Source organism: Dictyobacter arantiisoli (assembly GCF_008326305.1).
GTDB lineage: Bacteria > Chloroflexota > Ktedonobacteria > Ktedonobacterales > Ktedonobacteraceae > Dictyobacter > Dictyobacter arantiisoli.
In genome coordinates, this window is the sequence record NZ_BIXY01000010.1 from 103,173 (window position 1) to 115,136 (window position 11,964).

The window sequence follows — 11,964 nt, forward strand, 5'->3', positions numbered from 1 at the left end:
GAATAGACCAAAGGCTTTGAGGAGACACTAATGCCAACACGAATTATTATTGCCGATGACGAAGCCATTCAGCGCATGGATCTGAAGGATGTGCTTACAAAACAAGGCTATCTCGTTATTGGAGAAGCAGGGGATGGACAGAGTGCGGTCAATCTGGCTCGTGAATTACGACCAGACCTGATCATCATGGACATCCGTATGCCTGATATGGACGGCATCGCTGCCGCCGAAACGCTTACCCAGGAAAAAATTGCACCAGTGTTGTTGCTCACGGCCTTCGGTGACCAACAGTTGGTCGAGCGTGCTAAAGAGGCAGGGGTTGTTAACTATATTGTGAAACCTCTGCGCGAGAGTGAAGTCGCCCCGGCGATTGAAGTCACGCTGGCCCGCTATAGCGAATATCGTGCGATTGAAGATGAGAACCGCACTCTGACCGAGAAATTGGAGACACGTAAGGTTGTCGAGCGCGCCAAGGGACTGTTGATGGAAAAAAACGGTCTTTCGGAGCAGGAGGCCTTCCGTAAGATCCAAAAAGCGAGCATGAATAATCGCAAATCGATGCGCGAAGTAGCTGAGGCTATTTTACTTACCAATGAGATGTAGGCAGGATCAAGGGATGTGGCAATGACGCACCATCCTTTGATAGTCTAGCAAAGAATTGAAAAACGATGTCACTGGCAATGCAAACCGAAAAAACAGTTGCTGTGGTTGGTATTCGCTTTCGTCCTACGGGCCGTATTTACTACTTTGATCCCGTAGAACAGGTCTTTTCGAATGGCCAGTACGTCATTGTAGAAACAGTTCGTGGTGTAGAGGCTGGTCGTGTAGTGATTGCCTCAAAGAAACTGGCAGAAGGCGACCTGAGCGATCCCTTGAAACCAATTCTACATCTGGCGACAGAAGACGAACTGCGGATGATGCTTTCCTTTAAGAGTAAAGAAAAAGAAGCATTGGTTCGCTGCCACGAGCGTGTGATGTATCACAAGCTTCCCATGAAGCTTGTTGAGGCTGAATATACGTTCGATGGGAGCCGCCTGACCTTTTACTTTACTGCGGACGAACGTGTAGATTTTCGGATCCTGGTCCGTGACCTGGCCTCTACGTTCCGTACGCGTATTGAGTTGCGCCAGATTGGTGCACGCGATCAAGCCAAATTGCAAGGCGGTGTAGGTCCTTGCGGCAAAACCCTCTGTTGTAGTTCTTGGATCACTGACTTTGGAATCGTCTCGATCAAAATGGCAAAAGAACAGGGGCTCCCTCTGAATCCCTCCAAAATCTCGGGTGTCTGCGGACGCTTGATGTGCTGTCTCTCGTATGAAAATGACAACTACATTCAGGCCAAACAGCAGATGCCACAAATCGGGACCTTTCTAGATACCCCCAGTGGTCGTGGCAAGGTTGTCTCAATCAATGTGCCACAAAATTCCGTTGAAGTCATGCTTGAGAGTGGCGTCACAATTCACACCCCGGTTGAAAGTCAACCCGTGAAAGCGGGCGGCTGTAGCGCCAAAGGTGGAAGTTGTGGCTGTAGCGCCAAAGGTGGCGGCTGTGGAAGCGGTGGCTGTGGCTCCAAAGGTGGCGGCTGTGGAAGCGGTGGCTGTAGTACCAAAGGTGGCGGCGGCTGCGGATCATGTAGTCTGAACAGGAAATAGTGAACAAACGACTAACTGGTTGTAGAGATGAGAGGAAGGTGCGTGTACACATGTCGTCGGACAGGAAGGACCCCGGGGATGGCAGTCAAGATCCCCCCAACTCAGCGTCTCATTGGCATCAACTTCCTGATGAACAGTCTCCCATAGTAGAGGGGGAGTTGGTCCAATATCAAGACGATCAAGCAGATTTTGAGGATGACTATGCCGGTGCTCTCCCACCACATGGAGGGGATACCAGTAACGCACGTGCGGGTGGCTTTTCTAGCACGACTGCTCGTACTGCATCCTCAGCCGTTGAAGCCTTGAAAAATGTCAGTCAGTATATTACATCAATAGCGATTCCTCTCGTGCTAGGTGGTCTCACCTGCTTGATTGTCTTACCTCAAATTGCCTCAGGCCACGCCGTTTTTCCCGCCATAGCTTTTTGGCCTATCTTGCTGGTGATTCTCGGGGGAACGCTCGCACAGGGCTTGATTGTCTATTATACAGGAGCCGACCATGCACAATGGATACTGGGTACGCTAGGAGGCTTCTGCTTTTTCTTGTTGTTGATCTGTTTCACCCTGTTTAATCCCCTGGTGGGCGTGGTGACACTGCTAGCGCTGGTCGCACTTGGCGTGGTATTGATGCGTCGCTATCTTCATCCTGTACCAGAAGGTATGGTAGATATTGTTTTTAGCTTTAAAAAGTATGCTCGTACCCTGTATCCAGGCTTTAATATCCTGCTCCCCTGGGAAGAGGTTAAGGCCCAGCTCAGCGTGGTTGAGGTCGAATGGATCAGTCCAATACAGATTGTGCAGATCTCTCGCGACGAAGATGTAATGCTGCGTGGCGTTGTTACCTATCAGTTGCTGCCAGAGGATGCCTATCTGGCGATCACGCAGGTTCTGGATTGGCAAACAAGCCTGCGCGATCTCTTTCAAACGATACTCCAATCTATCCCGACTGTCTTTCAGCCAGATGATTTCTTGATCTGGCCGGATGGTCGACATAGCAGTAGCTTTCAGCCTGGCGATGATGATTTCACAGCCGGGTTCGAACGCCGTAAACAGATCGAAAACTTCTTGTTTGAACAGCTCCGCGACCGGGCCGCACTCTGGGGAGTGCAAATTAGCTGGGTCAGTATCCGGGATATCGAGATTGCTCCCCATGGATCATTTAAAATTGAATCTGTAGAGAGTTCAACGACAATGGCAACAAGTACGCCCGCAATGACGAGTGCATGGGCCAAACCTGAGCCCGTGGCAGCGCGATCAACACAATCAGTCGCCCATACAACGCTACCGGATGAACGCTCCACATATCAACCAGCCATGCAAGCGCAATCTATTACGCCGCCCGCTGAGGTCAATCCACATCTTTCGGAGGCAGTCCTGGCATCCGCTTATCAGGAAGTGCAGAACGGTAAAATTACCGATCCTATGACCATTCGCAATATCGCAGCCAGATTTGAAGCCGTGGCGCAAAACCCCGAGCTGGCACAAACCGTCAGCTTTGATCCAGCCCGCGCCGCACTCAATCTGTATGAGCAAGCTCGACAGAATGAGCAAGAGTATCCACAGGGAATATATCGTGATGAAACGCAGCCGGAACTGGTGATACAACGACCCGGGGATGAAAGTCTACCAGCAGCTGGCAGTTAGATCATAGCAGGAATAGTCATTGAGTCAAAAAAGAAGGGCGGCTATACGAACGTAGCCGCCCTTCTTTTTTAGTAGAGAGAGCTATTTGACCGCGCTACCGCTAAATTCACGCAGTACATTATTAAACTGGGCCGCCTGCTCATCTTGTAATTGCAGGGTAGCTTTATCCAACAGACGCACTTCAATACGAGAATTGACGCGCTTAAACGCTGAACTGGCCTCGGCAGGAGTCAGGAAACCTTCCCGTCCCCAGAGCGCCACCACTGGTACCTGGAGACGTGCCAGCGGCTCATGCACATCCAGGTGTAGATGCCCGCTCAAGAAAGCAGCTGCCGCATGGCGACTGTTGGGCTGATGGGCGGTCGTATAGATATATTCTACCAGTTCATCGGTAATCAAGCCGGGATTATGATAACCCTGACCATCATAGTAATTACGAATAGCCGGACGTGATGTCAAAGTGTTGTAGATGAATTGACCAACAATGGGAGTCCGTAAGACAAACTTCCATACTGCATTCAAGGGACCGGGATACGCTTCCTGTAAAATCGTGGGAGGAGCAGCAACCAGCATCAGGCGCTCAAACAGTTGTGGACGACGATAGGCGGCGGCAATCACATAAGCACTGGTGAGACCATGGGCCACCACGAGCGCGGGCTTACCAACCACCTCACGGATAAAATCATTGAGCAGATCTGTATAGGTTTCAGCATCATAATCAATCACGGGATGATCGGAGAGACCATGCCCCAGCAAATCCAATGCATAGACACGGAACTGCTCGGATAACGTATTGATGTTTTTGCGCCACTCATATGAAGATGCTCCCGGACCAAAACCATGAATCAATACCAGCGGCTTCACCTCACGATCGCCCTTCACCTCATAGAACATATCCCCGTATTTCCACGGATAGCGGCGCTCTTCTCCCGTTAGAACAGTGTCAAGCTCGCCTGCCATCGTTTCCGTGACTTTATTATACAGAGCCAGTGCACCCAATGCACTGCCAAGCACCAGGCTGGTGTTAAACAATTTCTTTGCAATTGTCATCTGAATAAACACTCCTACTTGCTGTTCTACCAATTTTTATTTTTGCAACGACCATTCCATCGTATACCAAAGGGCCGTCTCAACATTCTACTATAGAAATCTTACCTATAAAAATATTCATATCTCAATTCGAATTGAACGTCTAGAGCAGAGCAGGCTCAGCAGTTACTATAGCATGTGAGAATGCGAAAACGCAAACGGTACTAGCCCAAATATCCTTCTAATGCCCTAAAAAACAGCTATTACAACCTGCCTGCAAGTGTCTTCAAACTATCATTTGATAGAGCTGCTCAATTTTCAAGCAGGGATGCAGGAGAAAGCAGTCCTACTGCCGGGGATCTGGGATGAGTACATCCTATCTCTCTTCACTCCCTCACCGAAGCTGACAAAAAGAGAATTGGAAAGCCCTGCTTCATCTGAGCAGACGTTGATTTATTCTGATATAACGACTACAATACGAATACACAAAAAGATTTTTGTGCATTCTCACTGACTAGTCCTTTTCTTGTAACATATCCTCCTCGAAAGGAGCCGTATTGCCGTGAATAGTCCATTGGAGATTCGTAAGGTTGTAATAGGTGTTGTCCTGGCCATCCTCTGGATGTGTTTGTTCATATTTATCAAGGACTCCATCGTCATCGACTGGAGTGGTGATGGCTCAAACCTTACCTCTTTAAAGATGGTATTAGGGGTGATCGGGTTAATTGTTGTAGCCTGTTATCACCTGTTCATTAATGCCAATCCCGAAACTAAAAAGTTAAGCGCGACCGCAACCCTGACCATTATCTGGCTCTCCCTCATTTTCTTTTATCCGTTTAAAGATCCAGGCAATACCAATGGTGGAGCTGTCGGCTTTTTCGCTTTGATCGGCGGCCTGGCCGTAGTGGTACTCTGGGTACGCTTCTTCTCAGATGATCTCGTCGCTTCCGCATAATACGCGCACCGCAGAAACAACCAGTACTGAGAAAAACAATGCTGATAACAGTTGCTATGTAAATTCGCAACTATTATCAGCATTGTTTTTTGCCACATTACACTCTAGGATTGAACAGCCTGATTGCTATCAAACTGAACCATTTCCCGATCCCTAGCCTATCAGCAGATGCTCGCATCGTCTCATACTGCTCCGGGTCCTTCCTCCTCGCGGCCGCAGGATTGCTTGATGGTCGCCGCGCCACCGCCTATTGGGGATCAGCAGCAGAGATGGTAGCGCGCTTTCCCAAAGTACACGTTGATCCACAGGTGCTCTACGTCGATGACGGCCAGATACTGACCGCCGCTGTTCCAACGGCGATCAATAAAATAAAAACAACGCTTTAGAAAAACCACAAATGCCCAAAAACGGAGGAAATACCCAAATCACGATGGAGAAGTGTAGGTGCGTGCCGAGGCCGCAGCCGAGGTGCGCTTTCCTCGTCTCGTACCATAATCTTGCCCCAACGCTCGGTGATTTACCCAAACGCGAATATTGGGATATGGATGGGTCTACGGTTGAGTACGATGTACAGGAAGCGGGACTCACATCCGTTCTTGCCGCACCTACGTTATTTATTTATAATATCGCTAATGCCTGAAGTGTCGTTTGCCGGTGAAGATCATAGCCATGACATAGCGGTTCGCCATTCGTATGGCATCTTCGTCGCGTTGGGAGCCGCCGGGTTGAATGATGGCGGTGATGCCAGCTTTGGCGGCAGCTTCGATCCCGTCAGCAAAGGGGAAAAATGCATCGGAGGCGAGCACCGCGCCACGCGCGCGCTCTGAGGCTTTTTCAACCGCCAGGTGCACGCTGGTCATACGATTCATCTGACCAGCTCCAACACCTACCACCATGAGCTTATGCGCCAGCACAATGGCATTCGATGTCACGCCCCGCACGACCTTCCAGGCAAACATCAGATCGGTAATCTCTTCCAGCGTTGGTTCTCGATCAGATACCACACGATATTCAGCATCCCCATCCCCAACAAAATCTGGCGTCTGGAGTAATAAGCCACCACAGACGGTGCGTACCTCTATATGTCCCATCAGTAAGCGCTGTGTATTGATCAGCCGGGGCTCGATGGGACAATGGGTCGCCAATAAGCGTATCGTTTTGTGTTTACGCAGAATTTGGAGAGCCTCAGCCGAGAAATCGGGCGCGATCACTGCTTCATACGTTAACTGGCTAATTTCTTGAGCGGTTGCTTGATCAATCTGGCGATTAGAGCCAATGACGCCACCAGCCGCTGAAACGGGATCGGCCGCATGTGCCTTCGTGTAAGCCTCTACCAGCACATCATCACAGGCCAGTCCACATGGATTGGTTTGCTTGACGATCACAACGGTGGGCGCGGTAAAGCTCTGGACCACATTTAAGGCTGCATCCAGATCCAGGACATTATTATAAGAGAGATCTTTCCCATGTAAAATTTCGGAGTCAGCAAGCGTGGGAAGATTCACAGCTGTTGGTCTATCAGCCCAGCGATAGAGTGCCGCGTGCTGATGAGGATTTTCCCCGTAGCGTAAGACATCAATACGTTCAAGTGCCAGCGTGAGCTCTTCGGGGAAGCGCTCCGATAGTGCACCGCGCAAGTACGTGGCAACCGCTGTATCATAACTGGCCGACTGCTGGAAGGCAATTGCCGCTAAATAGCGACGCGTTTGCAGACTTATCTCACCTTGCTCACGCCATTCCTGAAGCACGGGGGCATAATCCTGCGGGCGCACCAGTACGACCACGTTCTGGAAATTCCTGGCAGCAGCTCGTATCAACGCAGCTTCTCCGATATCGATCTGCTCCAGTGCCATATCGAGCGAGATGGTTGGTTCACCAACCGTTTCAACAAAAGGATAGCGATTGACAACAACGATATCAATTGATTGAATATGTTGTGCTTTGAGCTCTTTTTCATGTGCAGGTAGGCCACGGTGTGCTAAAATTCCTCCGAAAATGGCTGGATGCAAGGTTTTTACACAGCCATCTAAAATCTCAGGAAATTGTGTCAATGTACTCACCGGCTGGGATTCAATACCTTCTTTCCACAAGAACTGCTGGGTATCTGAGGTGGAAAAGATCGTGACATGATGACTTCGAAGTTCCTGCGCTAACAATGGGAGTCCCTCCCGATTAGCTACACTGAGTATCGCTTTCATTGATCATCCTTTCGGAATGTGTCATTGACACCAAATAACGAAATGAGGAAGGTAGGCATGACCACAACACATGACAACAATAGCTAGCCGCAATACATGACATGATTAAGCTTGCTTTGTGGCTTTTACACGCTTCAAGCAGTGCAACCGATGACAGCCATGTCCAATCAGGAAGGAGAGATGAGTTACGATGCAGATACTGATAATACGACCAGGAGCTATCGGTGATACCCTGCTAACCCTGCCGCTCCTACGCTATATACGCACCCACACACCTGATCCACAGGTAACCTTCGTAGGTAATTCCGCTGTGTTACCCCTTATCCAGGCCTGGCACCTGGCTGAAAGGACCTCAAACTATGAAAACCGGCTCTGGAGCGGCCTCTTCATGCAACCCTCCATCTCTACATCCACACGTCCTGCTCAGCAACAGTTACAACAATGCTTACAACGGATTGAGCGCGCCATCTGCTGGCTTCCCGATCCGGATGACTGCGTCAAAAGGAATCTCCAGGCCACCGGAATTGCGGAGATTGCTATCGCACCTGGCCGCCCGACACAGGCAATACCCATCCTCTCCTATCTGGCTCAGAGCATCGGTATAACTGATCTGCGGGCCTGCAACTGGCAACCACCGCAGGAGTATGAATGGATCAGGGAAGAGGCTCAAGCACAACAACACCGTACCATTGCCATCCATCCTGGCAGCGGAGGCAGCCATAAATGCTGGCCGGTGACTCATTTCGCCACTGTTATTCGCTCACTCTGGCAACAGCAGATAGCTGTCAACATATTTACAGGACCTGCTGACTATGAACGCCAGGAGGAACTACTTCATTGCCTTCCACCACCACCACAGGCCGATCTTCTGCGGCTCAGCGAGAATGTTCCACTCTTGACGGTCGCACAAGAATTACGGCACTGTTGCGGATATCTCGGCAACGATACTGGCATTACCCATCTAGCTGCCCTGCTTGGCTTACCAACCCTGGCGCTCTTTGGTCCCAGCAATCCCACCATCTGGAAACCAATCGGTCCGCGTGTCACGGTTTTGTATGAACCCTCCCTCGCCTCCTTAGCTCCACAACAGGTACTGCCCCAACTTCTGGCAGGCTTGCATGCCGATAAGGATGTATAGCGCAATGTGCGCGCCTCGATTCTATGCACGATCAGCAACAGGAGCCATTCTCAGGTAACTGGCTTATGCTGTTGTATGAGTGCATCTGTTAAGTAGCACTTTTTGTTAGTTCACCTCTCATAATTTTACATAAATGAGGAGATCACATATACTGATTTGTGTATGGGTATTTTTGACCACCTGTATATGTATTGATACAAAGATGAAAAACAGCACTGAGCATACATACAAACATAGTAATATTTTGATAAATATTCATTGCCGAGAGGAGAACATACAATGAACGGAGGCCCATCAGATCCACTCTATCGCCCGGATTTACTCGGAGGAGGTGAGCCGATACAGCATGATGCTCCAACAGAAATGTTTACCCCTGCGGCATTCACTGATCCTCATGTACAAGCGGCGGCAGGACACCACCCTCCCCTGACGCAACCACGGCCAACAGTGCGACCAGAACAACTGATACGTCCGCAAAACAATCAGGCATTACCGCCAGGAGGGCCTCATGTCAAACTGGCAGCACTCTGGAAAAGAGATCCTGCTTATAAAGTACTTTTTGTGGCAATTGGCGTCATTCTGCTGAGTAGTATTGTGGGAGTGGCCCTGCTAGGCAACGCTTTTATGCATGGATCTTCTTCGCCTCAACAGCAAGCTGATATACCCACCACCACCACAACGCCAACCGGTACTGCAACACCAGCAACTGGACAGGCGGCTGGCGCACAGGCCACTGCCACTATCCAGGCTACCGCCATGCCGACGCCAACACCCACACCACAGGTGACACCAACACCTGTACCGTCGCCAACGCCCCAACCTTCACCTACGGCTAATCCCAATACACCACTCAGCGTACAGATTACCAGCATCCCTACAACAGTAAATAATCATACAACCGTTTCAGTCTCGGTCAGCAGCATTCCAGGCGCGACCGTCTGGCTAACAATAACTACTAACGCCAATCCACCTTATATTACAACTGCAGAACAACCAACGGATGGAAATGGGAATGCAGTCATTGCCTGGCAGATCAACGACAAAGCATATATAGGATTTATTCGTACGGCAACTGCCAGTGTCGTTGCCGTAGCCCGGGGCGCGAATGGGCAACAGCTTAACTCACAACCGCAAACTGTCAAAATTCACCTGGGAGGCTAAAGATAGATATATGGAGGCACTGGCGCGTATTCAACCCAATGCGGAGACACTGTTAGAGGAGATATTGCTCGTCGGAGATAATCCACCCTCAACACATATCTCTGGCATTTCTGTGCACTACCTGGAGGCGAAACAGTCTGGGATACATTACAACACACATATGGCTTAAAAAGGGTGGTAAAACAGAGGTTACAGAGAAAAGCGCGGGCCTATACATCTAACGATATCAGGCCCACTCACGATGAGCGGACAGGGGCCTGATACATTAAAGATCAGGTACCCAGTCCCTGGCGTACGGCAGTTCAGTCGTCTCTGACGCCGTGTCAGTTACGCTATCGCTACTTGAACGCAGGCGTAAGAGGGCTTCTAATTCAGTCTGTTTATAGAGCCGTTGACGCTTGATACCCTGTTTATAGCTCGAGAGAACTCCACGGCTTACATACGTATACAACGTCGAAATCTTAACACCCAGGAAGCTGGAAGCTTCGCGACCGTTCAGATAATTTTCTCCATTTAGCTCAATCAAAGCTCAGCCCTCCTTTCAATTCAATTTACTATTGTGAAATGGTCCTCAAACACCAGGAGATACGACACTATCTTTTCATGTTCGATTCCCACCGTTTTGACACTTTTTATCTTCGCATGTTTCCGTTGAAAAATCAAGCCTTATCAATTCTGGTCGATATAAGTCGAGTCAAGTCGAGTTATATTGACATTTATAGGCATTAATGATACAACATAGAGAGAAGATACAAATTGGCTAGTAATACCTGAAAAAAAGCAAAGGAGCAGACATAATATGTCGATGACGATACCAGATACCGGAAATACCCCGCAAAAAGATACTGGCTCAATGCCAACCGTGAAGCAAAATAAAGGAGGATTGGAAGGCATCATTGCTGCAACTACTGCGATCAGTAAGGTAGATGGAACTGCTGGACGCTTGATTTATCGCGGGTATGATATTCATGATCTGGCACGCACCTCGACATTTGAAGAGGTGGCTCACTTGCTCTGGTTCGGACATCTGCCTGACCAGAAGGAACTAGCATCCTTACACGAGAAGTTTGTTGCAGAACGAACAATCCCCGAGCTCGTTTTACATAACATTCGCGAACTCCCCGACAACTCCCAACCGATGGATGTTTTGCGGACAGCAGTCTCTGCCTGGGGCGCGATTAGCATTTCAGGAAAACCCAGTATTGATCAGGCAATTGCCGCTACGGCGCGCTTCCCGCTTTTCCTGGCCGCCTTCAACCGCTATCGTCAGGGATTAGAGCCGCTAGAGTCACGGTCAGAACTGGGCCATGCAGCGAACTATCTTTACTTGCTTACGGGCGAACTCCCTAAAGAAGAACATGTACGGGGTTTAAATTCCTACCTGGTACTCCTGGCAGACCACGGCATGAATGCATCAACCTTCACAGCACGTATCGTTGCCAGTACCGAATCAGATATTGCCTCATCCCTGGTTGCAGCCCTGGGCGCCCTGAAGGGTCCGCTCCACGGCGGTGCCCCCTCAAAAGTACAGGACATGATCCATTCCATTGGAAGCGTCGAAAATGCTGAGCCATGGATTCGCAATGCAATTACGACTGGCGGCCGCCTGATGGGTTTTGGACATCGTGTCTATAAAACGTTTGATCCACGCGCCGAAGAGTTACGCGAAATGGCGCGTGTGGCCGATCCCGATAATTTCCTACTGGCCCATCATGTCGAAGAAACCGCACAGCGCCTGCTAGATGAATTAAAACCTGGACGCCGTCTCTATACCAATGTCGAATATTATTCCGCCGCATTGATGAATGCAGTTGGACTCAGCGGAGACCTCTTTACACCAACCTTCGCCGTCAGCCGTTGCGCTGGATGGACCGCCCACATCCTGGAACAGGCTAACAATAATCGTTTGATCCGTCCCGAAGCCGAATATACTGGACCATTAAGTGAAACATTCGTTCCCCTGTCCGAACGCAAATAACATCAAGAGAAGGCCCGATCCTTGCGGTCAATACCGCTTCAATACGAGGAATGAGGACGAAATGCACTCGTCGCAGCCACCCTTCACGGGCAATACCGCTTAAATAGCGAGAAGCGGAGGAGATGAATTCTGTAGAGACCGACGAGGAATGGGTTGCAGGAAGTCGGCAAAGGTGGTGTTCTTCAAGGTGATGTTTTGATGCTTTGGTTT

At 49.7% G+C, this 11,964-nt stretch carries 11 protein-coding genes and 1 pseudogene; 9 read left to right on the top strand and 3 right to left on the bottom strand.

Features of this window, described 5'->3' with window-relative positions; all coding sequences use genetic code 11:
* The first annotated feature begins 30 nt into the window (after positions 1 to 30).
* The 3 genes from F1593_RS05300 (at position 31) to F1593_RS05310 (ending at position 3,295) form a co-directional block, all read left to right on the top strand.
* Positions 31 to 603, top strand: a complete 573-nt coding sequence (locus tag F1593_RS05300) for an ANTAR domain-containing response regulator (RefSeq protein WP_149400505.1) — start codon at positions 31 to 33, stop codon at positions 601 to 603.
* 65 nt (positions 604 to 668) lie between these two features.
* Positions 669 to 1,652, top strand: coding sequence for a PSP1 domain-containing protein (locus F1593_RS05305; protein ID WP_149400506.1), 984 nt, complete (start codon positions 669 to 671; stop codon positions 1,650 to 1,652).
* A gap of 50 nt (positions 1,653 to 1,702) precedes the next feature.
* Entirely contained in the window at positions 1,703 to 3,295 is a 1,593-nt protein-coding gene (locus F1593_RS05310; RefSeq protein WP_149400507.1) for an SPFH domain-containing protein, read from the top strand.
* 81 nt (positions 3,296 to 3,376) lie between these two features.
* Here F1593_RS05310 and F1593_RS05315 read toward each other — a convergent pair whose 3' ends face one another.
* Positions 3,377 to 4,345 carry an alpha/beta fold hydrolase gene (locus tag F1593_RS05315; protein ID WP_149400508.1) on the bottom strand — a complete coding sequence of 323 codons (969 nt, stop codon included), beginning with the start codon at positions 4,343 to 4,345 and terminating at the stop codon, positions 3,377 to 3,379.
* Positions 4,346 to 4,886: 541 nt separating this feature from the next.
* Between F1593_RS05315 and F1593_RS05320 the strand changes: the two genes are divergently transcribed.
* Entirely contained in the window at positions 4,887 to 5,279 is a 393-nt protein-coding gene (locus F1593_RS05320) for a hypothetical protein (RefSeq protein WP_149400509.1), read from the top strand.
* 164 nt (positions 5,280 to 5,443) lie between these two features.
* Positions 5,444 to 5,638: pseudogene (locus F1593_RS29790) on the top strand (DJ-1/PfpI family protein); the annotation flags it as partial.
* Positions 5,639 to 5,908: 270 nt separating this feature from the next.
* On the opposite strand, the gene purH reads toward F1593_RS29790, so the two are convergent.
* Complete coding sequence (gene purH / locus F1593_RS05330; protein ID WP_149400511.1) at positions 5,909 to 7,477, bottom strand: bifunctional phosphoribosylaminoimidazolecarboxamide formyltransferase/IMP cyclohydrolase; 1,569 nt, start codon at positions 7,475 to 7,477, stop codon at positions 5,909 to 5,911.
* Between the two features lie 190 nt (positions 7,478 to 7,667).
* Between purH and F1593_RS05335 the strand changes: the two genes are divergently transcribed.
* The 3 genes from F1593_RS05335 to F1593_RS28185 all read left to right on the top strand — a co-directional run bounded on the left by F1593_RS05335 (position 7,668) and on the right by F1593_RS28185 (position 9,945).
* Positions 7,668 to 8,615 carry a glycosyltransferase family 9 protein gene (locus tag F1593_RS05335; protein ID WP_149400512.1) on the top strand — a complete coding sequence of 316 codons (948 nt, stop codon included), beginning with the start codon at positions 7,668 to 7,670 and terminating at the stop codon, positions 8,613 to 8,615.
* A 279-nt stretch (positions 8,616 to 8,894) separates the two neighbouring features.
* Positions 8,895 to 9,776 carry a hypothetical protein gene (locus tag F1593_RS28875; protein WP_216368784.1) on the top strand — a complete coding sequence of 294 codons (882 nt, stop codon included), beginning with the start codon at positions 8,895 to 8,897 and terminating at the stop codon, positions 9,774 to 9,776.
* A 10-nt stretch (positions 9,777 to 9,786) separates the two neighbouring features.
* Positions 9,787 to 9,945, top strand: a complete 159-nt coding sequence (locus tag F1593_RS28185; protein ID WP_172631878.1) for a hypothetical protein — start codon at positions 9,787 to 9,789, stop codon at positions 9,943 to 9,945.
* Positions 9,946 to 10,041: 96 nt separating this feature from the next.
* Here the strand turns inward: F1593_RS28185 and F1593_RS05345 are convergent, their stop codons facing one another.
* Complete coding sequence (locus tag F1593_RS05345) at positions 10,042 to 10,302, bottom strand: helix-turn-helix domain-containing protein (protein ID WP_149400513.1); 261 nt, start codon at positions 10,300 to 10,302, stop codon at positions 10,042 to 10,044.
* Positions 10,303 to 10,629: 327 nt separating this feature from the next.
* Here F1593_RS05345 and F1593_RS05350 point away from each other — a divergent pair, with 327 nt between their 5' ends.
* On the top strand, positions 10,630 to 11,754 hold the full coding sequence (locus tag F1593_RS05350; RefSeq protein ID WP_149400522.1) for a citrate synthase: 1,125 nt from the start codon (positions 10,630 to 10,632) through the stop codon (positions 11,752 to 11,754).
* Positions 11,755 to 11,964: the final 210 nt, after the last annotated feature.

Coding starts and splice junctions, on each gene's coding strand:
- F1593_RS05300 (WP_149400505.1), top strand. CDS start 31: ATGCCAACACGAATTATTATTGCCGATGACGAAGCCATTCAGCGCATG.
- F1593_RS05305 (WP_149400506.1), top strand. CDS start 669: ATGTCACTGGCAATGCAAACCGAAAAAACAGTTGCTGTGGTTGGTATT.
- F1593_RS05310 (WP_149400507.1), top strand. CDS start 1,703: ATGTCGTCGGACAGGAAGGACCCCGGGGATGGCAGTCAAGATCCCCCC.
- F1593_RS05315 (WP_149400508.1), bottom strand. CDS start 4,345: ATGACAATTGCAAAGAAATTGTTTAACACCAGCCTGGTGCTTGGCAGT.
- purH (WP_149400511.1), bottom strand. CDS start 7,477: ATGAAAGCGATACTCAGTGTAGCTAATCGGGAGGGACTCCCATTGTTA.
- F1593_RS05335 (WP_149400512.1), top strand. CDS start 7,668: ATGCAGATACTGATAATACGACCAGGAGCTATCGGTGATACCCTGCTA.
- F1593_RS28875 (WP_216368784.1), top strand. CDS start 8,895: ATGAACGGAGGCCCATCAGATCCACTCTATCGCCCGGATTTACTCGGA.
- F1593_RS28185 (WP_172631878.1), top strand. CDS start 9,787: ATGGAGGCACTGGCGCGTATTCAACCCAATGCGGAGACACTGTTAGAG.
- F1593_RS05350 (WP_149400522.1), top strand. CDS start 10,630: ATGCCAACCGTGAAGCAAAATAAAGGAGGATTGGAAGGCATCATTGCT.